Below are 21,361 nucleotides of genomic sequence, written 5' to 3' on the forward strand. Positions count from 1 at the left end.
ATTTGAGCATCCTCGATATCTCATAGTAACCACAGCTAATACTAATCTAGTAAATTTAGAATTCGTAGTGTTTTTTAGCTCAATTAAATCTTCAATTTTATAATCATACAGTGATTCTATTTCAAATGATTTTCTTCCCATAATTAAAACTCCTTTCTCCGTACATTTAGTATTTGGAGAAGAATTTTAATTATTCTGTATAAGTTAATATTTTAGTTAGAAACCCTATATAGGGTTTCTAACTTAAAAATCAACTTATACGCAGGCATATTTTTACAATAATGAAGTTCTTTTAAATATTTTGTATATAAGTCTTAGTGGAAAATTTGTTAAAAAACTAAGGACTTTTGAATTGTTTGAGGTACGAGTTTTTAAAAGTCCTTAAGTTTTTACAAATTTTCTACTTAGACTTATCAAAATATTTGATGAACTGAAGGTTGTAAAAATATCCGGAAGTATAAGTTGATTTTTTGCTTAGAAACTCTATAATTTTACAGTTACATTTCCAGTACTGTACCTGGATTGAGAATATTATTCGGGTCAAATGCCCTTTTTATGCTTTTCATAAGCTCAATTTCCGCTTTCGACTTCTGAAGAGTTAAATCCTTTATTCTCAGCTTTCCTATGCCGTGCTCCCCAGTTAAAGTACCGCCATATTTAAAGCAGAGCTTGTACATTTTCATTTTAAGTTCTTCCAGATATTCAGGATTTTTGCCATCCACCATATAAATATCATTATGTACATTTCCATCAGCCAAATGTGCTGTTATATAAGAATTTGTACCATAAGAATCCACAAGCTTCCACAAATCATTTAAAAAGTCAGGCATATATCCTGCCGGAACTGCCATATCAAAAGAATAAGCAATATTCTCCTTTATTACTTCATAACTGCCGCTTCTTATAGCAAGCATTTCAGCCTGCTCTTTTTTAGTACCTGCAAATACAGCTTTACTTGCATTATATTTCTTGCATACATTATTAATTATTTGGCAGGAGGCATATAGTGCTTCCTCACTTTTCTCTGATAAAATAATAAGAAGATCCGCCATGCCCTTATCAAGAGGCCAGTGAAGTCCAAGTATTTCAGCAGATTTTACATTTAAATATCTGTCCTGATATTCTACTGCAAGTGGAGCAACTCCATTTTTCATAATTTCGAGAACTGCATTTGAGGCATCACTTATATTTTCAAAAGCCAATACTATCGAAGCCGTAAATTTATCTTCAGGATATAATCTAAATGTGATCTTTGTTATAATGGCAAGAGTTCCTTCACTTCCCATAATCAATTGTAAAAGGTTATATCCTGTATTATCCTTAAGCAATTTCCCTCCAAGGTTTAGTATTTCACCATTTGGAAGAACTACTTCAATACCTTTTATGTGATTTCTCATAATACCGTGTTTTACAGCTCTTGCTCCGCCTGCATTGGTTGCAACCATACCTCCCATTTGCGCTCCCTCGTCTCCAGGGTGCACAGGGAAGCATATTCCGCTGTGATTTTCCAATTCTTCAATCAGCTGAGCCAGTGTAACGCCTGCTTCAGCTACTGCCATCATATTTTTCTCATCTATTTCAATGATTTTATTCATTCTTTCCATTGAAATTACAATACTTTTTTTTATTGGACTAGCGCCTCCACAGAGCCCTGTCCCACCACCGTGTACTACAATAGGAATTTTGTTTTCACCTGCATATTTTACAATTTCAGATATTTCCTTTGAATTAAGTGGCTTTACAACTACCGATTCCATATTTACCTTAGGTCTTACATTGTGTTCTATTTCATCATACATATAAGATAACTTTTGCTCAGGATCTGTTATTACAAAATCGCTGCCAACAGTATTTATTAAATAATCAATTGTTCCTTGTTCCATCATCAAGCCTCCATTATTTAGTTGAGTTTATTTCTTCAATCATTTTCGGAATAACTTCATATAAATCTCCTACATATCCGTAGTCTGCAATATTAAATATAGGTGCAGAAGGATCACTGTTAATAGCAACAATAACTTCCGATTCCTTCATACCTGCTATATGCTGGGGAGCACCCGATATACCACAGGCAATGTATATCTTTGGTTTTACCCTGTTTCCGCTATAGCCTATTTGGTGGGCACTTCCAATCATTCCTGCATCTACAAGAGCTCTTGATGCTCCAATTTTGCCGCCAAGTAATGAAGCAAGTTCTTCAAGCATATGTAAATCTTCTGCTTTTTTAATTCCCCTGCCAGCAGCAACTACAACTTCTGCTTCTGTAATATCAAAATTTTCTTTCTTAAACTCCTGTATCCAGCTTATTTTGTCATATGACCTAACATAAGGTTCTATTACTGAAACATTTATATCCCTTTTTTCATTTCTCTCTGCCTCATTAAATTCTTTGTACCTCACTGTAGCCATTTGGGGAAAACCTTTGGATTTTATATGAGCAAAGATATTATTACTAAAAGCTGGCCTAACCTGTATAAGTTTTCCATCTCCATCCACTTTCAAATCTGTGCAATCTGCCGTAAGCCCTATTTTCAAAGCCGCTGCAATTCTAGGTGCAAGAGAACGTCCAAAATTAGTAGCGCCTATCAATATGGTTTCTGGTTTGTATTCTTTCACAAATTTAACTATGTTCTCCTTAAACAGATATTCTTCTGGATTTTCAAAACATCTATCTTTCATATAAAATACTTTATCTGCTCCACAGTAATTCAGCCCTTTAACATCTATGCCTTCATCTCCAAGGACTAGACAGCATAGTGGTGCATTACTCTGTTTGCAGAGCTCCTTTGCTTTATTAATGAGTTCATAACTTACTTTGTGTATAGTACCTTCATGTTGTTCCACATAAATGAGAATACCCTTATAATCTTTCATGTTGTCACCACCTCATATTATATTTTTGTCTTTCATCATATGAATTACATCTTTCATGTAGCAATTTAAATTACCTTTATAAATTTTACTTTCCCGCTTTACTTCCTTTGGCACCACTATTTTAACAACTTTAGTCTTAGAACCGTTAAAACCTGCTTCTTCTCCTTTTATATACCCATTAAGGTTTTCTAAAGAACATTTTTCTATTTCAATTTTTAATGATTCAAGCTTTCTTTCTAACAAAGGCAACTCAGGATAATTGACGTTCTTAGTTACACTTATTAGTGCTGGCATTTTCATTTTTCTATTTTGTTTCTTTCCGCAAATATTTTCAATGGTTACTTCAATTTCATTTCTGGAAACAGCATTAACTTTTTCAACATAATAAGCATGGGGTATATTTAAAAATTCAGCTACTTCTGCTCCAACTTGAGCTGTATCCCCATCAACAGACTTTTCACCACAAATAATAAGATCATAATCCTTTATCTTTTTTATTTCAGCTGCAATGGTATTGGCTGTTGCCCATGTATCAGCTCCACCAAATTTTCTATCCGTTAAAAGGATTCCTCTATCTGCACCTCTAGCATAGGCATCCTTTAGTGATTTTTCTGATCTTGGAAGCCCCATACTAATAACAGTTACCTCTCCTCCAAATTCGTTTTTTAAATTAACTGCCTCCTGCAGGGCATTTAGATCAAAGGGGTTGATTTCAGCTTCAGCAGATGACCTGTCCACAACACCTTTTTCACTATCAAATCTTACTTTTTCCATATCTGGAACTTCTTTTATAAGTACAATTATCTTCATAAATACTCCTCCTAGTGGTCTTACCACGTAGAATATCATTAAGACAGCACTAAGTCAATATAAAATATGAATTATTATGCAAAGAAAATAATAAAAATTTGCATATTTGTATTGATTTTAATTTTATAAGTGATAATATTATATCAAGAAACGTCGTTTCAAGTAATATAATTTTATATTTGTAATAGCGGCATATTCCCATTTACCATTAATATCAAATGATTATATGCATGAAAAATTTAATACTAACAGATTATGAATTTTTTTAATAAATATTCAAAAAAATTATATTTAAAAATCTATCAAGTATAGACAAATTTAAAGGAGGCTATTAAATGTTAACTACATTTGATTACGGTATTATTATTTTATACTTTATTGTAATGATAAGTATTGGTATTTTCTCAACAAAATTTACAAAAACAAAGGAAGATTATCTAGTAGCTGGTAGAAGACTAGGATTTCCAATGTTTTTTGGATGCATGGCTGCCCTTGCAATAGGCGGTGCAGCAACAGTAGGTGGTGCAAAATTAGGATATACATTTGGTATATCTGGTATTTGGCTAGCAGGAAGTTTAGGCTTAGGCTTAATAGCCCTTGGATTTTTAGTTTCCTCCAAGCTTTCAAAAATGAAAGCACTTAGTATTAATGAAGTTATAGAAAATAACTACGGTAAATCTGCAAGAATATTTAGTTCATTACTTACATTCGTATATACAATGATGATGAGTGTTGTACAAGTTGTATCTGTTGGAGCAATAATAAGCGGTATAATGGGCTGGAATACACAAGTTTCTATGCTAGTTGGCGGTGGAATTGTAATATTTTATACTTTTATAGGAGGAATGTGGTCTGTTTCCATGACAGATATTATACAATTTGTCATAAAAACTCTTGGTATTGTTATATTAATTCCTATATTTGCTATAGTAAAAATGGGCGGTATTCACCACATCTTAACATCAGTACCTCAATCACACCTTAGTATAACAGGTATAGGATATGATAGTATTGTAATGTATCTTCTAATGTATATCCCTGGTTTGATAATTGGACAGGATATATGGCAGCGTATTTTTACGGCAAGAAATGGAAAGATTGCTAAAAGAGGAACTATTTTAGCGGGGTTCTACAGCATGATATATGGAGCTGCTGCTATTTTACTAGGTATGTGTGTATACATAGCTTTGCCATCATTAAAAGATCCTCAAAATGCCTTTGTTTCAGGAGTTTCTTTATTCCTGCCAATTGGAGTTAAAGGTTTTGTTATAGCTGCTGCTATGGCTGCTACAATGTCAGTTGCTAGCGGTTCTATCCTTGCATCTTCTACTATACTTTACAATGATGTGTATACTCGTTTTATCAATAAGAATCCTGATGAAAAGAAATCAATTGCCATTAATAGACTATTTGCTTGTTTAATTGGAATTGGAGTTATGATAATAGCATTTTTGATTCAAGATGTACTTACAGCACTGGATATGGCCTATGCTTATCTGTCAGGATGTGTATTCGTACCTGTACTTGCTGCATTTGTACTTAAAAAATTCAGTCCAAAAGCAGGCCTTGTATCATTATTTTTAAGTACTATAGTAGTTTCTGGAACATTTTTTAAATATGGAGTTGATTCTAATTATCCAATAATCTTTGGTATAATTGTAGGATTACTTTCATATATAATTGTTAATTCAATAGATAAAAATAAAGTTGAATCTGCTATCGACAAAGAAGAAAACATTGCTTAATAAATATTGACTTTTTATCTATAGTGATTCTAAACGAAAAATCAACTTATACTCCGTATAAGTTGATTTTTTAGTTAGAATCACTATAAATGTAATTTCACTAGTTTAGTTTGGCGTTTTTTATCTCATCCATTAGAGCAAATACCTTTTTTGAACACATATCCATTCTTTCAAGGCATTCTTCTGACAGCTTTATATCATTTTTCTCATATGCAAGAGCAGCTTCTTTTGCAACTTCATGTAATTCTATATGTGATTTTTCTAACTCTACAAAGGCCTTGCTATTTCTAAACTTATCACTATCTATATTATAATACCACTTTCCAAGTCTGCATCCCTTATAATCTTCTACAGCACTAATATTTACTTTTTCGTTACCAAGAAGCATATTATATATTCTCCATCTCCAAAGTAAATGGTCAGTTTTATAGATTTCTACCATATCAGAATCTGTGAGACATTCTTTATTTTTAAGCATTTCAACTCTCATAGAGTCTATTCTTTTACTTAAATCATATATAAATTTTCCAATACCTTTACAATTACTGTCTATATGATCAGCATGCTGGGATAGCTCCATAATACTACTAGCAAAAGACTGGGTTGCTGCAGTTTGTTCCTCTGTATCTGCTGCAACTTGATTAATTGTTTCGTTAACACTGTCTATTGAATTACCAATTATATTGATTGAATCCAGTGAGCTGTTAACTAGATCTTTACCTGACTCTAATTGCTTAGCTGTCTGGTTGATTTTATCAACTGATGAGTCAATATCTTTTTGCAAATTCGAAACATTTTTTTGTATATCTAAAACTGAACTTGTAGTATTTTCAGCAAGTTTTCTTACTTCATCTGCAACAACGGCAAATCCTTTACCTTGCTCTCCTGCTCTTGCTGCCTCAATTGAAGCATTTAGTGACAGTAAACTTGTTTGATCTGCAATACCTTTTACAATATCAACTATTTCATTTATTTTATGAGTTTTTTCCTTAACACCTTTCATTTGCTTGTCTATTATGTCAATATCATCAAATGATTTTTTTACAAATTCAACTGAATCATACACATTTTTTATTCCTGTTTCAGATACTTTTTTTACATCACTTGAACTCTTTGACATTTTTTGTGATATATTAGAAACATCCTCAATAGATGCCTCTAGCTCTTCACTATTTTGAGACATGGAATGTAAATGCTCTGTTTGTATATCCACACTTTTGATAATATCTCTAATTGAATCCATCCTAATTACCATTTGTAATACATCATTTGTTTCAAGAATGCTTTTTTTTCTGGATTCACACATCACGTCTATAACTTCATTCCATTTTTCTACCACATCACTGCACTTTACATCTCTTAAACTTAGTTTTGTCATTTTACCTTGTGCTGCATCAGAAAAAAGTTTTACAAGTATGTCCTTATGTATATAATCTGAACTCACATATTGATCTTCTTTTGTATCTGTTTTTTTTAATAACTTATCAAACAAAAATGATTCCTCCCAATTATCATATACTAATTATTTTAATTTGAATAATTTTATTCATTTGTTACATGGCAATTATATCATTGTGGTCTAATTAATGCCATACACTTACCATAATTCTTCATAAAAAAACATGTTTTGCAAACAAAATTTTTGATTTTTTAAGTGAGCTTCAACAATCAATAGAAAAATTCACCATATAATTTATCTATTCTAATTTTTGTGTTAAAATGTAATTAGTTACATTTTAAAAATATTTTATAGTAAAAGGAGATACTAATTATGGATGAAGTTTTAAAGTTCTTAACTGACAACAAAGTTTTTTATCTTGCTACTGTAAATGGAGATGCACCTGCATTACGTCCTTTTGGATTTGCAATGAAATACGACAACAAATTATATTTCTGCACTGCCAATACAAAAAATGTATATAAGCAATTAAAAGCTAATTCTACAATGCAAATCAGTGCAACTTCTCCAGAAGGGAAATGGCTCAGGTTAAATGGAAAGGCAGTTTTTAATACCTCTAAAGAATCACAAGAAGCTGTTTTGAATACTATGCCTATGCTTAAAAATATGTATAAAGTAGGCGATCCTACTTTCGAGACATTCTACATAGACCAGGCTGATGCAACATTCTATGATATGCAGGGTAATTCTCACAACGTTAAATTTTAAAGAGTATAAAAGCTAAAGTGCAGATACACTTTAGCTTTTATAATTTACATTGATACTACTAGTCTAACTTCTATAGTCATAAACTTATCTTTGTCCCATCTTAAAATGGATTCCACATATCCCAAAGTATCTGAATTATAAAGTCCTATTATCCTCTGACCTGCTAAAAGATCAAAAATCCCAGACCCATTTATGCTTAAAGGTGAAAGATTGGAAAGTGACAGCACTCCTGCTGCTTCAGGTTTTTTAAGGGTCCCATCTTTATTGTAAATCTTTGATAAATATTCTTCATCTCTTATAGATTTAAGATCTATTACACCCTTCAAATTTCTATTTTGTGATTTTACACTTACCCTATAGAAATTTTCATATACAGCATCATACATATTTTCATCATTAAATTTATCATAATCAAAAACAAGGTTTGTCACATTGTTTTTAAAAGAATAAATATAATCAAAATAATATCTACCACTGCCACCTGAATCTATAGATAAAAATGCAAAAGGTATACTGCTCTTTTTATCAAATTTTCCTATAAATAATTTAGGATCATAACCAGAATTTTCTTTTGGTTTTACCTTTATATTTAACCCTGTCTTTTTATTTCTTACAACAAGAGCTATGTCATCTATAAAACCATTTTCTCCATAAGGTTTCTTTCCCGTAATAATTAAAGTTTCAACACGTCCATCCCCATTTACATCTGCAAATTTTTTGTCTATAATGTATACCTTATCTTTGTTTTTCATAAACTCATCAGGAAATCTAAAAAACATATATATCCTCTCTCAATTATTAATATACTATCATTCTATTAATAATTGAAAAAAGTGCTCTTTCCTAGTTGATTTTAAACTTAAAAATTTCTCCTGATAATGCTGTTGAAAGTTCATCTAAATGTTCTGATGCTCCTTTAAGATTTAAAAATATATCTTCCTGCTTACTTACCATATCTTGAAAAGACAATGCACTTGCAACTGCTTCTTCACTCATGGCAGACGTATTTGAAACTGACTCAAATATTTTGCTATTATTCTGTAATACTATTTTTGCTATTTCAGATACATTGAAACTCATAGTTTTAATTCTATCAATTTCTTTTTCAATTTCTGAGAATATAACTAATATATTATCTGTAGATTTAATCCCTAGTCCTACATAATTAATACTTTCACCCATTGATACTACAGCATTTGTTATTTTGCCTTGAATTTCTTGTATTTCCTTTGAAATTTCTTGTGCAGCCACTTCAGACTGTTCAGCTAACTTTCTAACTTCTTCTGCAACAACCTCAAATCCTTTACCCTGTTCCCCTGCTCTAGCTGCTTCAATACTAGCGTTCAAAGCTAATAGATTTGTCTGTTCAGCTATATCCGTTATAGTAGTTGTTACATTTGCTATAGTCTTAGACTTCTCTGAAAGTTCTGTTACAACATCTGATGAAATATTTACTTTTTGTTCCATTTTGCTTAATAATTCTACTGTGGTATGCAAATTTTTAGAGCCGTCTGAAGTTTTATCTTTTGCTTCAGCTATCATTTCATCAATTCTAGTACTTATTTCCGCAAGTTCTCTGGATTTATCTTCAACATCATTTACCGATACAGTAATGTTTTGTATTTCCTCCGCTATATTTTTTGATCCTGAAGTTAAATTATCTATTGATTGCTTAATGTTTTTTCCTTCTTGTACCACTTCTAAACTAACCTCTTTATAACTATTTGAAGATTCAACAACAACTTCTGAAACACTTCTTATTTTGATTATTATATTCTTTAAGTTATTTATCATTTTATTAAAAGTTATATTAATTTTACCAAGTTCATCTGAAGATTCCGGCAAAAAATTCATTAAATTTCCTTCTGCTACCTTATCTGCAAGTAAAGATATCTTTAAAAGCCTATTAAAAAACTTTTTCAGTAAAATAATCAACACTACTATTAAAAATATTATTGCAAGAACACTAACTGCTAATATTAAATATAATAATGAATTTAAGCTAGAAGTATACTCTTTTGTAGGAACCTGAAGAAGCATATACCAATTTGTTCCGTCTACATGAGCAGAAAACAGCATCTTCGTTCCATCCTTGTCTTTAAACTGTCCTAAAAAACTATCTTTAGACAGTGCCTCTTTAACTAACCCATTAAGCTCACTATTAGAACTCTTCAATAAATTAGTTTCATTAAGTCCATCATTACTTTGCTTATATAAAACATCACCTTTATTACTCAATATATACACTTTATCAGTTTGTCCTATATGAAAATTGGTATTTTCCTTGAAAACTGTAGAAACAAGGCAAGCACCACTCACAAGTCCAATTGCTTTTCCACTTTTTATGTCTTTTACAGGACATTCCATAGAGATTATTAAATTTGAAGGATTTTGCTTATCTTTAAATGGATCTGATATAATTTGTTTTCCTTGAATAACCTTTGGAAATGTATCTTCCGAGCTTATATCAATCGTAACATCATTTTGCATAACCAACTTTCCAGATGTATCAGATATTCCAATGCTATTAAAAACTCCGTTATAATTTTTTTGTTCTCTTTTAAAATAAGGTATTATTTCATTATAATTCATGCTCGATACCAATTCAGTATTTGCAATTACCTCCACCTGTGATAATCTAGCTTTAATCCATGAAGATAAATTTTGAGCATGAATTGTAACTGTTTGATGACTACCTGCTCTAATACCCCCACTTCCCCAAGTGGCAGTAAAAGAGCAGCTACGTCCCTGGATAACGATTTCTAAGCATCATGTGAAGTCAAAACTCCATCTGATGCCAAGAACTCTGTTTATAAACTATATATAAATCCTTATAGAAAATCAAGTAACATTTCGCAAAATAACATTTTATTTCGTAAGTTCTTCCTAAAAGCAAAACTTGATGATAAAATTATACTTAAGAATTTAAAGTTTTCATTGGAATCAATAAATTTTATTCATAACATTATATAAATTGGGGGAATTAAATTTTGAATGTTGCAATATGTGATAGCTTAGAATCTGATATGCAAGTTTTAATTCATATGATTAAAAAATATTGTAATAATTATAATTTTCAAATTGAAATTTTCACTTATAAAAGTGGAAATAAATTACTCTCAGATTTTACACTAGTAAATTTTCAACTGATATTTTTAGATATTTATATAGACGATAAAATTTACTCTAACGGTATTGAAATTGCAAAACAAATTAGAATTCATGATGAAAAGTGCATAATAGTTTTTGTTACCAGCAGTAAAAGTCACGCTCTTGATGCCTTCGAAGTAGACGCAATGCAATACCTTATAAAACCAGTTAGTTATGATAAGATTAAACGTTTACTGGACAAATGTCAAAATGAGTTTTCAAACAATATGCGATTTATTGAAGTTTACAGTAAAGGTATTTCTATGAAAATCCTCCTAAAGGATATATATTATATCGAAGTATATGATAAAACTTGTCTTATTCACACAAGTACTCACATTATAAAAACCTGTTCTTCTTTAAAAAAATTATGGGATCTCCTAAGTGGGTCATCCTTTTTAAGATGTCATAGAAGCTATATCATAAATATGTTTTATATATCTTCTATGCTAGAAATTGACTTCCTTTTAAAAAATGGTGCTAAAGTTCCTATTCGTAAGGATAAAGCTAGTATTATTAAACAAATTTATTCTAATTATTGCTTTGAACAAATAAAAAGCGGGAAAGTTGATGTTGATTAACTTTCCCAGTTTAAAAATACTGCAAAGCAAAGCAAAGCTTTACAAGTTAAGAATTAATAATGAAAAATTAATAGTGAAGGATGATTTTTAGCTGTCGCAAAAAATCTTTAAATTTATATAACTCATCAATGTTTCGCTTTAGCGAAACGAGTGATGAAAAGCTTAATCAAAGATTTTTTGTAGTGTAACGTAAAAAAATCCACATTAACTATTAATTCTTCATTCTTAACTATTAATTAAAAATTTGTATATACAAAAGCTGAGTAAGTTAAACATCTCTATTGTTAAATTCACACACTCCAACTAATGTAACTACTATAAATAAAATAACAGATACTACATACATATATGGTGGAAAATTAAAACTCATATTTGAACCACCCAGTAATACCCTTCCTGGATAATCCCAGGGAAAAAGCATCCAATACTTAGTATTGTCAATAAGAACTGAGGGAAAAGAAAAGGCTAGTCCTACTCCCAGCGGTACTGCAATATTTTTGAATTTCATACTCAGATAATATTGAACTGCTATAACAGGCAGTGAAGCTATAATTGCAAGCAGCGGAGCATATATCATTTCCCTTGGCATACTTTGACTATGTGGTGCTATAACTGCACCTGCTAAGATCGTAAGAAGCATAAATAATATAAGATTTAAAAATACTATACCGCAGCCTATAACAAGCTTTGCTATATATAATTCACTTCTTTTCACAGGCAGCGTCAGCATTCTTTTAAAATTATCTTCACTATTTTCTATTCTAACCAAAACAGCAATTGCAATTGTAATAAATAATCCTATGATAAACAATCCATAAAATATTGAACTTTGAGTATATACTTGACTCCATACATTTTGTCCTTTTTCCGTAAAAAGCTTTTTGTATCTTAAGAAATTTGTAAAACCAAGTATTACAAAAAACAGTGGAAGAAACATCACTATGTTAAGTATTTTTGAATGTCTTAATTTTAGTAATTCTACTTTATATATGTTTTTCATACTGCTCACTCCCTACTTAATATCTCTTTTATTAAATTCTAAAATTCCAATTGCAAGCCATAAGATTCCAGACACTATTCCAAAGAAAGCTACAGTATATACATCTTTACTGCCTCCTGAAGGCAGTGCCAGTAGAACATTAGCATATGGTACTATATATGAAAGTAATTTGCTCTGTGCAAACATATAGGCTCCTATACTTCCTGCAAATCCTACAGCTGCTGATGCTAGAGAATTTTTCATATAACAGCTTATAAATTGCTGAAAGCTTACTACACCTAAAACTGTACACAGTTCTAGCCCCGCATATTTAAAAATCACTGCACAGCTGCCATCTATATGAAACAAACTTTTTATAATCATTAAAAATACTCCATTTAACATCACTAATATAACTGCAGCTATAAGTACTACAATCCATTTGGATAAATAAACTTTTTTTCTTTCAACAGGCCTTGCTATTATTTGCTTCCAGGTATTTTCGCTGTATTCCGTATAATTTACGATAACTGCCACTACAACAATGGACAAATTTAAAAGTATGCACCATAACGTAGCAAGATGACTTTCATAGAGCAGAGCACCTACCTTACCGTAAATTCCAATTTCAGCTAAATACTTTATATGACTATCTGACATTAAAAAGCTGCATCTAAAATGCAAATCCATAAATAAAAGTACAAATGAAAGAATCGGAATAAAAAATACACCTTTCCACAACACTGATCTTTTGTATTTTATTAGTTCAGATTTTAAAATTGACATAAATCTCATATATTTTCTCCTCCCTCAGTAAGGTCAAGAAATATTTCCTCAAGAGATTTTTGTACTTCTACAAATTTAAATATTCTATTGCCGTTTAATATAAGTTGTTTTAAAATCTCATCCGGCTCTCTTCCTTCAGGTTTTAAGAAAATCTCTTTTTCCCTTACTTTATACTTATATCCACCACTATTTAGCGTATCTTCTATCTTCTTTAAATCCTTAGATTCTATGCAAATTTGTCCTTTACTCTTTGAATGAAGTTCTTCAAGTGTTCCTTGAAACAACATCTTTCCTCTATTTATAATTCCAATATCATCTGCTATGAGTTCAATTTCACTTAAATTGTGACTTGATATAATAACTGTCATGTTATAGAGTTTGGGCAGTTCTTTAATGAGTCCTCTTATTTCATGAATTCCAGATGGGTCAAGTCCATTAGTAGGTTCATCCAATATTAAAAGTTCTGGTTTTGATATAAGTGCCTGGGCAATACCAAGTCTTTGTTTCATACCAAGTGAAAACTTACTGGCCTGTCTATTTTTCCATTCAGTGAGTTTTACAACTTCCAAAACCTCATCAATATACTTATTGTCAAGCTCTAAAAGTTCTGCTGTTACCTGTAAATTCTCATAAGCTGTTAGATTTCCATAATAGGATGGTGCTTCAACCATAGATCCTATTTTTTTCAAAATGCTCATTCTATTTTTTCTTAAGTCTTTACCAAAGACTTTAACTTGTCCCCTCGTTGGCTTTATAAGTCCCAGGAGCATTCTTATAGTTGTGGATTTTCCGGCACCATTGGGACCTAAAAATCCATATACCCTACCTTTCTTTATTGATAAATCTATTCCTTTTACTGCCTTAAAGTCCTTAAAATTTTTTGCTAAATTTTTTGTTTGTAAAATTTCTTGTGACATACGATTTCCTCCCTCAATTAACTTATGACCCTATAATAAAGCTGCAAGCTTAAATTTCATTTACCTAAACCTTAACGGAACCTTAAAATTTTTCTACTTAATTAAACAATATGTAAATAATGTTATAATAAAATTGACAATTGATAGTTAAAGGAGATAACCATGTACGATAACATTTTAGATAGGAAGATACTTTTAATAGACGATGAAGTGGAGCTGTTAAAGCTCCTGGAAACAGTGCTTAAAAAAGAAGGTTTTAGAAGAATATTTAAGGCTAAAAATGGCACAGAGGGTATAAAATTGTGCAAAACCGAAAAACCTGACATAGTAGTTTTGGACATAATGATGCCAGATATGGACGGCTTTGAGGTATGCAAAAATATAAGAACCTTTTCTTTTGTTCCAGTCATATTCTTATCTGCAAAATCTGATGATGTAGATAAAATACTTGCCCTTGGACTAGGTGCAGATGACTATGTAACTAAACCTTTTAGCCCTAAAGAAGTTGCCTTTAGAATTAAAGCTCATTTGAGAAGAAACATATATATTAAAAATGAAATGTCCATGAAAAAGGAAAAGATAAGTTTTGGAGATATAGTAATTGATCTTGAAAAAGGTGAAGTATCAAAATCCGATAAAAATGTAGTGCTTACTCCAAAGGAATACCACCTTTTATGCTATATGGCTCAAAACGCCAATCAAATACTAACCAAGCAAATGATATGTGATGAAGTTTGGAATGATGACTATGAAGGATATGACAATACAATAATGGTTCATATTAGAAAGCTAAGACAAAAGTTAGAAGATAACCCTTCCAATCCAAAATACATAGTCACTGCTAAGGGACTAGGATATAAATTGAAAATTTCTAAATAACAAATATTTGTTTTTGATATTTAGACTTTTATAATCTTAATTTTGAGGTAACTACAAATGAAATTTATAAGTAAAATTAAAACCAACTGGACCCTGACTACAAAATTTCTTGTAACACTAATATTTATAGTCATAATTGAATTATTCATAAATTTAATTGTTTGGAATGAGGTAATTGTATATACTAATGAAAATTTAACTAGTTTATCCCCCGAAAGGATTACCTTAAACTTTTCTGAATACATAGACTTTAAAAATGGAGTACCATTTGTAAAAGAAGATGGTAAAAATAAAATTTTAAAAAATAACGCGTGGGTTCAAATAATAGATGAAAATTTTAAAGAAGCATATTCTTTTAATAAGCCAAAAGCAGTCCCTACTAAATATACACCAATAGAATATACCCATATTTACAAATATGACATAGCAAATTCCTCTGTGTTTGTAAGCGAGAGGAAATACCATAATAGGAGTTTTGCCTATATAATAGGTTTTCCACTTAATCGTGTGGCAAAACATACTCTTACCTTTAATCCTTCTGCCTTAAAAAGTTTCTTTTGGAATGGTGTTATTCTATTACTGTGCATAAATATACTGGCAGCCATAATTATAGCTTATTTCCTATTTGGAAAGAGAATGGCTAAACCGCTTCAAAACATAATAAGCGGCATAAATAATCTTGCAAAAGGCAATTATGAAATAAATTATCCAGAAAAAAGTGTTTATAAAAGCGTCTTTTCTAACTTAAATAATTTAAGCAAAACACTTAGGGAAAACAAAACAAAAAGAGAAGAACTTGAAAAAATGAGAAACACCTGGATTTCATCCATATCCCATGATGTTAAGACGCCGCTATCTTCTATAAAAGGATATGCTGAAATAATGAAGGACCCGGATTATACTTTTTCTGAAAACGAAATTCACGAGTATTCAGAAATAATCTACAATAAATCCTCCTATATTCAGTCATTAGTGGAAGATTTAAATTTGACCTACAAGTTAAAAAATAAAGCTGTTCCTCTAAAAAAAGAAGAGGTAAATATAACCTCTCTTTTGCAAAATATAATTATAGGAATTTTAAATCATCCAATGTACTCAAATAGAAATGTAAATTTTTATCCCGAAAATGAAAAAATAAAAGCCTTTATTGATAAAAAATTTTTTAAAAGAGCCCTGAGTAATTTAATTTTTAATGCTATAACTCACAATAAGGAGGATGTCCAAGTTGATATTTCAATTTATGAAAAAGATAAGGTCTACATCATAATAAAGGATAACGGTAAAGGCATACCTAAAAAAGATTTAAGCTACATTTTCGAGAGATATTATAGGGGGACAAATACCAGTGCTTCAACAGAAGGCTCGGGCCTTGGTATGGCAATATCCAAGCAGATAATAGATGCCCACGGAGGAAGTATACATATAGAAAGCACTTTAGGAGAAGGTACAATCATAACCATAATCTTTTAATTTAATATCAAAAAAGCTGAACTTTTAAGTCCAGCTTTTTTGATAAAATTTAAAGTTTAAATTGAGATATAATTTCTTGCAGTTTATCAGCATTTTGTTTATTGTTTTCAGTAGTCGTCTTTACCGTACCCAACTTTTCATCTATATTAGTTATTTTACTAGCAATTTCAGTAATACCTTTTGCACCGTCAGTCACAGTATTTGCCACTTCACCCATAGCATTGTTTATTTCATTAATTGATGAACTCAATTTTTCTGCTAAACTGCTAAAATCGTTCATAAAATTGTTCACTGTTTCAGCATCTTGACTATACTCTTTACCTGTCTCAACTAACTTATTGTAGTCTTTTAAAACAATTTGATTTATAAATTCAAGAAGCTTTACTGAATTACTTGATAAATTCTTTACTGTTTCTGTAACCTCATTAACTACATTTTGAATGTTTCCAGCTGTCTTTGCAGATTCCTCTGACAATTGTCTGACTTCATCAGCTACAACAGAAAATCCCTTTCCTGCTTCACCAGCTCTAGCTGCTTCTATTGAAGCATTGAGAGCAAGCAAACCTGTTTGATCAGTAATAGAAATTATATCCGTAGACAACAACTTTATTTTTTCAATAGCCTTAGAATTTTCAATAGCTTTTTCAAGATTATCTTTCACAGAGGAATATATTTCATTGGCCTTTTCATTTGACTCAACTGCATCTCTTTTTAATTCTTCTGCTCTCTTTTCAATACCGTTAGCTTTATTTAAACCCTCTACAGATTTTTGGGCCATGGAATTCACAGCATTTCCAATTTCATCAGATGAAGCTGAGACTTCCTCTACCGAAGCTGCATTTTGTTCCATACCAGCTGAAAGATTTTGACTTTCTGCTGATGCACCTTCTAAATTGAGCTTTAACTCACCAGTTAATTTTTCCACTAACACAGCATTTGAATTTATTGTATCCGAAGACATTTTCATATCTTTAACCATTGTTTTTAATGCTTTTCTCATATTTTCTATAGAATTAGCCATTGTCCCTATTTCATCATTATATTTACACAGTTTGTCAAAATCTTTTTCATGGTTCAAATCTAAATTTGCTGTTTTATTTATAAGATTAACTATTTGAGTAATAGGGGTGGTAATCCTCGTTGAAAACATATATCCTGCTGCTATAGCTAAAATTGATGCTATTATTGCTATAAGTATTATAATATTTCTCATAGATTTAACATCTTTTAGCACTTCTAATTTATCAGAAGTTACTACTATAATCCAATTTGTTTCAGGGATAACCTTATATCCTGCTATTTTATCTACATTTTTAAAATTGTATTCAAGGACATCCTCTCTTACATTTCCACCCTTATTTAATTTATCAGCTACATCCTTTATCTGAGGCGTTTCAACAGGTTTACCTATTTTACTCTTAGTTGGATGGTAAATGGTATTGCCTTTATAATCTAATAAAAATCCATAACTAGATGAAAAATTACTTACTTTAGAACCAGCTAGATACTTTGAAAAGCTACTTCCATATACTGCTGTACCCACATATCCTAAAATTTCACCATTTCCTACTACAGGATTCGTAAACACTATTATTGGATTTTTAGTTACTTTTGACATCATAACTTCACTTACTGAAGCTTTACCTTCCAAACTAGGTTTATTATAGGATCTATCATTTACGTTTTTACCAAGAGAGTTCTTATCACTGTCTGCAATTATATTTCCATTTGTGTCAACCAAAAATATGTGCTCAAGATTTTTGTTCTCTTTAACATAGTTTTGTAAAGTTAAATTCATATCTTGTTTTTGCTTATTTAAATCCTCAATGTTACTAGAATCTTTATTTGTCTTAAGTAAATTTACAACCACATTTTTTTCTGAAAATATTCTAACCCCCAACTTTTCTTTTTCAATTATTGCACTTATAGTTTGAGACGAATGATTACATATTTCTTCTATTTCACTTTCCGTTTTAGTTTCTATTAAGTTGCTGGATCTATTATCAATAAATATGGTAGTTAAAGTCATTAAAATGATAACAATTATTGCTACTAAAAGTGGAATTTTTCTTTTTATAGACATATAAGCATCTCCTCCATATACTGCATAAAATACATTATTTTATTTAACCTTATTTTCGTATATTTTGTCAAAATATTTAATAAAATATTAATTTACAAAACGTTGTGTTATGTTTAAGCACATCTACATCCCACGACTTTCTGTTTCCCCAACTAAATAAGATTCATTGATGCTTTTAGCAGCAATAAGAGTTTTTAAATATACAGATTATTTCCAATTAAATTCCACCTCATAATAATATTTTTTTATAAATGATATTTTATTCTTATGTTCAGCATATTTTAAGGCCTCACCATATACTTTACCTTTAGACTGTTTATCAAACTCAAATGACTTTATTGTGCTAATGTACATACCAGTTTTAGTTTGCCTTTTTACTACCTCCCATTTCATTTATATACCTCCAATTTAATTTTTTTACACACAAAGAATTCCACTAACTAAAAATTCTCTATACAATTATAATTGTATAGAGAAAAACTTTTTTTGAAAATACTCTATATGGAGTATTTTTTATGAACTTTTAAAAAACAATATTAACAATTATTTTTTAAGATGCAGACTTCTCCATATGAGAAGCATACCATTTACCCAATAGTATTTTTAGTGAAGCAGCAGTAGGTACAGCTACAAGCATTCCTATAAGCCCTCCCAAATTTCCACCTACAAGTATTGCAATCATAGTAAATACAGGATGCAGTCCTACACTATTTCCTACAATTTTAGGTGCCAATAAGCTATCATCTACCTGCCGAACTGCAAGCATTCCAATAATTGCCCATACTGCTGTAATAGGTTGTCCACCTAGTAGTGCCATAATTACTGCCAAAACAGTTCCAACAACAGCTCCTATATATGGTATCATATTACAAATACCTGCAATAACTCCTATAACTAAAGCATAATCTATGCCAATAAAATACAGTACAATAGCTGATAGAACTCCCACTATAGATGCCTCTAGCAATTGTCCTCTTATATATTTATAAAATGTAACATCCATAACATGTAATACTTCTTTTAATTTGCTTCCTGTTTTACTTTTTCCAAATACAAGGCTAAAAACTTTATTCCATAACCCTACAAAATACTCGGAATCTTGTATTAAATAAATACTTAATATTATAGCTATAAAAAATAAAGCTATATTGCTTACTATAGCTACAATAGAATTTGTCATTGCTCCTATACTTGCTGAAAAATAAGATTGTACATAACTTACTATTTGAGCAATCTTATCATTTAAACTTGTAGGTATTGAAATATTTAAACTTTTTAATTTTTCACTAACAGAACTAACTGACAATGTTGGGTTATTTAAATATTCATTTAAATACGACGCCATATTTGCTATATTTGTATTGTGAGAGAGTTTTCCACCAATCATAATATATATTCCACTTACAACGGCTGCAAAAATAGCTGCTACTAATGTATACACCCCTATAATTCCTATTACTCTTCTGTGTGATGCTTTTTTTAGTATCTTTTTCTTTTCTAAGAACTTTTCAATATTTCCCACTCCTGGTTTCAATAAGTACACAATTACTAGTGCCATAAAAAAAGGTTTTGCAAGGTTAATGATTCTTTTTAACAGATTCCACAGCAGAGCAAATATATTACCTATATTATTTAAAAATGCTATACCAATATAAATTAGAATCACTGTTGCTCCTGCATATATACAGTATTTTAGTAATTTTTTATCTATTTTCATTTTCCCCTCTCTCTCTTAAGCTAACCTTATGTTTCTTATCTCACCATTTACTTTATCATATTTCTGCATTTTTAGCTAATATATTTATTTTACTTAACATTTTTATCCGATCACTCCCATTTACTCCAAATTGAAGGCTCATATCCCACTGTAGCCTGTTTCCCATTTCTAACAATTGGAGTTTTATAAAGCTTTGGATTCTTTAAAAGTATCTCTTCTTTTATATCACTGCTCCTTATTAGTCCAATATTTAATTTATCATATTCTTTTACCTTACTATTTATCAAATTATCAATACCTACTGCTGCCTTCAAGCTCTGTAATTCCCTTTTACTTATTTCCTTAATATTTAAATCTATAAACTGATATTTAATTCTTCTTTCCTTAAAGTAACGTTCAGCTTTCTTTGTATCAAAACACTTTTTCACTCCAAATATTTGAATATTCATTTCCAACTCCCCTTAAAATTATTGCTCAACATAAATAATTCCGAATATATACTATTTGTCTGATGGCTACCTACTGTAACACTCCCACTTCTATCAAAGTGGGAGATAACAGTAGCTACGCCCCTAGATAATTCATCTAAACTTAGTGGGAGAAACAAACTCCCACTAAGTAAGATTCATTGATAAAAAATAGACCTGCCTGGCGCAAGCCTATAATTAAATATCTAGAATAAATTTCCATTAAATCCCCAATCGCTAACTTCACTAAAGATTACATATATACTATCCTTTGGTATATTAAACTCTGATTCATAAAAAGAACATATTAAATCAGTAACCTTATTTTTATAAGCCCTTTCAGCCGTTCCACATATTTTTACTTCAACAAGGGCAGCCTTTTCCATTTTATTTCCTCTAAAATAAATTGTTTTATCATCATCAAAACTTACCATAAGCCACTCTTCGGATTTTCCAGGAATCTCTGAAATTATTTTTCCCATTTCACTTTTTATACGTTTTTTTTGCTCATATGAAAGCTTTACTGTTAATCTTGAATTTATATATGGCATAAACATTCTTCCCTTCTTTTGTTTACAATGGATCAATATTATTATACAGTAACTTTTCATTTTTTCATAATACTTTATTGTATTACTTCAGCACCATCAAAACCTATAGTAAGTGTTAATGGTGCTAACTTGTAATCACATATTTGCTTTTCTCAAGACTCACCTTTATTAGTCTCTCAGCATAA

At 30.5% G+C, this 21,361-nt stretch carries 19 protein-coding genes; 5 read left to right on the top strand and 14 right to left on the bottom strand.

Features of this window, described 5'->3' with window-relative positions; all coding sequences use genetic code 11:
* Positions 1-497: 497 nt before the first annotated feature.
* From CLRAG_RS04885 to CLRAG_RS04895, 3 genes are read right to left on the bottom strand one after another with little or no spacing between them, the layout of a single operon-like run.
* Positions 498-1,883 carry an FAD-binding oxidoreductase gene (locus CLRAG_RS04885; protein ID WP_065077369.1) on the bottom strand — a complete coding sequence of 462 codons (1,386 nt, stop codon included), beginning with the start codon at positions 1,881-1,883 and terminating at the stop codon, positions 498-500.
* Positions 1,884-1,896: 13 nt separating this feature from the next.
* Positions 1,897-2,874, bottom strand: a complete 978-nt coding sequence (locus CLRAG_RS04890; RefSeq protein WP_065077370.1) for an electron transfer flavoprotein subunit alpha/FixB family protein — start codon at positions 2,872-2,874, stop codon at positions 1,897-1,899.
* A 12-nt stretch (positions 2,875-2,886) separates the two neighbouring features.
* Positions 2,887-3,684, bottom strand: a complete 798-nt coding sequence (locus CLRAG_RS04895) for an electron transfer flavoprotein subunit beta/FixA family protein (RefSeq protein ID WP_065077371.1) — start codon at positions 3,682-3,684, stop codon at positions 2,887-2,889.
* 335 nt (positions 3,685-4,019) lie between these two features.
* On the opposite strand from CLRAG_RS04895, the gene CLRAG_RS04900 reads away from it, so the two are divergent.
* Positions 4,020-5,429 (top strand): sodium:solute symporter family protein, encoded by a 1,410-nt coding sequence (locus CLRAG_RS04900; RefSeq protein ID WP_065077372.1) that lies wholly within the window; start codon positions 4,020-4,022, stop codon positions 5,427-5,429.
* 100 nt (positions 5,430-5,529) lie between these two features.
* Here CLRAG_RS04900 and CLRAG_RS04905 read toward each other — a convergent pair whose 3' ends face one another.
* Positions 5,530-6,921, bottom strand: a complete 1,392-nt coding sequence (locus CLRAG_RS04905) for a methyl-accepting chemotaxis protein (protein ID WP_065077373.1) — start codon at positions 6,919-6,921, stop codon at positions 5,530-5,532.
* 279 nt (positions 6,922-7,200) lie between these two features.
* On the opposite strand from CLRAG_RS04905, the gene CLRAG_RS04910 reads away from it, so the two are divergent.
* Positions 7,201-7,596, top strand: a complete 396-nt coding sequence (locus CLRAG_RS04910; protein WP_065077374.1) for a pyridoxamine 5'-phosphate oxidase family protein — start codon at positions 7,201-7,203, stop codon at positions 7,594-7,596.
* A 44-nt stretch (positions 7,597-7,640) separates the two neighbouring features.
* Here the strand turns inward: CLRAG_RS04910 and CLRAG_RS04915 are convergent, their stop codons facing one another.
* Entirely contained in the window at positions 7,641-8,375 is a 735-nt protein-coding gene (locus CLRAG_RS04915) for a hypothetical protein (RefSeq protein WP_065077375.1), read from the bottom strand.
* Positions 8,376-8,439: 64 nt separating this feature from the next.
* Positions 8,440-10,356 (bottom strand): methyl-accepting chemotaxis protein, encoded by a 1,917-nt coding sequence (locus CLRAG_RS04920; RefSeq protein ID WP_338030848.1) that lies wholly within the window; start codon positions 10,354-10,356, stop codon positions 8,440-8,442.
* 230 nt (positions 10,357-10,586) lie between these two features.
* Here CLRAG_RS04920 and CLRAG_RS04925 point away from each other — a divergent pair, with 230 nt between their 5' ends.
* Positions 10,587-11,327 carry a LytR/AlgR family response regulator transcription factor gene (locus CLRAG_RS04925; protein ID WP_065077376.1) on the top strand — a complete coding sequence of 247 codons (741 nt, stop codon included), beginning with the start codon at positions 10,587-10,589 and terminating at the stop codon, positions 11,325-11,327.
* A 268-nt stretch (positions 11,328-11,595) separates the two neighbouring features.
* Here the strand turns inward: CLRAG_RS04925 and CLRAG_RS04930 are convergent, their stop codons facing one another.
* From CLRAG_RS04930 to CLRAG_RS04940, 3 genes are read right to left on the bottom strand one after another with little or no spacing between them, the layout of a single operon-like run.
* Positions 11,596-12,327 (bottom strand): ABC transporter permease, encoded by a 732-nt coding sequence (locus tag CLRAG_RS04930; protein WP_065077377.1) that lies wholly within the window; start codon positions 12,325-12,327, stop codon positions 11,596-11,598.
* A gap of 12 nt (positions 12,328-12,339) precedes the next feature.
* Entirely contained in the window at positions 12,340-13,101 is a 762-nt protein-coding gene (locus tag CLRAG_RS04935; protein ID WP_065077378.1) for an ABC transporter permease, read from the bottom strand.
* Positions 13,098-14,009 carry an ABC transporter ATP-binding protein gene (locus CLRAG_RS04940; RefSeq protein ID WP_065077379.1) on the bottom strand — a complete coding sequence of 304 codons (912 nt, stop codon included), beginning with the start codon at positions 14,007-14,009 and terminating at the stop codon, positions 13,098-13,100. The genes CLRAG_RS04935 and CLRAG_RS04940 overlap by 4 nt, the downstream gene beginning before the upstream one ends.
* Before the next feature lie 162 nt (positions 14,010-14,171).
* Here CLRAG_RS04940 and CLRAG_RS04945 point away from each other — a divergent pair, with 162 nt between their 5' ends.
* Positions 14,172-14,888, top strand: coding sequence for a response regulator transcription factor (locus tag CLRAG_RS04945; RefSeq protein ID WP_065077380.1), 717 nt, complete (start codon positions 14,172-14,174; stop codon positions 14,886-14,888).
* Positions 14,889-14,945: 57 nt separating this feature from the next.
* Positions 14,946-16,358: a sensor histidine kinase gene (locus CLRAG_RS04950; protein ID WP_065077381.1), complete on the top strand. Its 1,413-nt coding sequence runs from the start codon at positions 14,946-14,948 to the stop codon at positions 16,356-16,358.
* A 49-nt stretch (positions 16,359-16,407) separates the two neighbouring features.
* On the opposite strand, the gene CLRAG_RS04955 is transcribed toward CLRAG_RS04950, so the two are convergent.
* From CLRAG_RS04955 to CLRAG_RS04975, 5 genes are all read right to left on the bottom strand, one after another.
* Complete coding sequence (locus CLRAG_RS04955; RefSeq protein ID WP_065077382.1) at positions 16,408-18,441, bottom strand: methyl-accepting chemotaxis protein; 2,034 nt, start codon at positions 18,439-18,441, stop codon at positions 16,408-16,410.
* Between the two features lie 207 nt (positions 18,442-18,648).
* Entirely contained in the window at positions 18,649-18,834 is a 186-nt protein-coding gene (locus CLRAG_RS04960) for a hypothetical protein (protein WP_065077383.1), read from the bottom strand.
* Positions 18,835-18,991: 157 nt separating this feature from the next.
* Positions 18,992-20,158, bottom strand: a complete 1,167-nt coding sequence (locus CLRAG_RS04965; protein WP_065077384.1) for an AI-2E family transporter — start codon at positions 20,156-20,158, stop codon at positions 18,992-18,994.
* Positions 20,159-20,268: 110 nt separating this feature from the next.
* A complete protein-coding gene (locus CLRAG_RS04970; RefSeq protein WP_065077385.1) occupies positions 20,269-20,607 on the bottom strand; it encodes an arsenate reductase family protein in 339 nt (112 codons plus the stop codon).
* 224 nt (positions 20,608-20,831) lie between these two features.
* On the bottom strand, positions 20,832-21,176 hold the full coding sequence (locus CLRAG_RS04975) for a phenylpyruvate tautomerase MIF-related protein (protein ID WP_065077714.1): 345 nt from the start codon (positions 21,174-21,176) through the stop codon (positions 20,832-20,834).
* Between the last annotated feature and the right edge of the window lie 185 nt (positions 21,177-21,361).

The sequence above is a fragment of the Clostridium ragsdalei P11 genome, from assembly GCF_001675165.1.
Lineage (GTDB): Bacteria > Bacillota > Clostridia > Clostridiales > Clostridiaceae > Clostridium_B > Clostridium_B ragsdalei.

Bases quoted from the DNA above. Each gene is read 5' to 3' on its own strand.
- CLRAG_RS04885 (WP_065077369.1), bottom strand. From the start codon at position 1,883: ATGGAACAAGGAACAATTGATTATTTAATAAATACTGTTGGCAGCGAT.
- CLRAG_RS04890 (WP_065077370.1), bottom strand. From the start codon at position 2,874: ATGAAAGATTATAAGGGTATTCTCATTTATGTGGAACAACATGAAGGT.
- CLRAG_RS04895 (WP_065077371.1), bottom strand. From the start codon at position 3,684: ATGAAGATAATTGTACTTATAAAAGAAGTTCCAGATATGGAAAAAGTA.
- CLRAG_RS04900 (WP_065077372.1), top strand. From the start codon at position 4,020: ATGTTAACTACATTTGATTACGGTATTATTATTTTATACTTTATTGTA.
- CLRAG_RS04910 (WP_065077374.1), top strand. From the start codon at position 7,201: ATGGATGAAGTTTTAAAGTTCTTAACTGACAACAAAGTTTTTTATCTT.
- CLRAG_RS04915 (WP_065077375.1), bottom strand. From the start codon at position 8,375: ATGTTTTTTAGATTTCCTGATGAGTTTATGAAAAACAAAGATAAGGTA.
- CLRAG_RS04930 (WP_065077377.1), bottom strand. From the start codon at position 12,327: ATGAAAAACATATATAAAGTAGAATTACTAAAATTAAGACATTCAAAA.
- CLRAG_RS04935 (WP_065077378.1), bottom strand. From the start codon at position 13,101: ATGAGATTTATGTCAATTTTAAAATCTGAACTAATAAAATACAAAAGA.
- CLRAG_RS04940 (WP_065077379.1), bottom strand. From the start codon at position 14,009: ATGTCACAAGAAATTTTACAAACAAAAAATTTAGCAAAAAATTTTAAG.
- CLRAG_RS04945 (WP_065077380.1), top strand. From the start codon at position 14,172: ATGTACGATAACATTTTAGATAGGAAGATACTTTTAATAGACGATGAA.
- CLRAG_RS04950 (WP_065077381.1), top strand. From the start codon at position 14,946: ATGAAATTTATAAGTAAAATTAAAACCAACTGGACCCTGACTACAAAA.
- CLRAG_RS04955 (WP_065077382.1), bottom strand. From the start codon at position 18,441: ATGTCTATAAAAAGAAAAATTCCACTTTTAGTAGCAATAATTGTTATC.
- CLRAG_RS04960 (WP_065077383.1), bottom strand. From the start codon at position 18,834: ATGAAATGGGAGGTAGTAAAAAGGCAAACTAAAACTGGTATGTACATT.
- CLRAG_RS04965 (WP_065077384.1), bottom strand. From the start codon at position 20,158: ATGAAAATAGATAAAAAATTACTAAAATACTGTATATATGCAGGAGCA.
- CLRAG_RS04970 (WP_065077385.1), bottom strand. From the start codon at position 20,607: ATGAATATTCAAATATTTGGAGTGAAAAAGTGTTTTGATACAAAGAAA.
- CLRAG_RS04975 (WP_065077714.1), bottom strand. From the start codon at position 21,176: ATGCCATATATAAATTCAAGATTAACAGTAAAGCTTTCATATGAGCAA.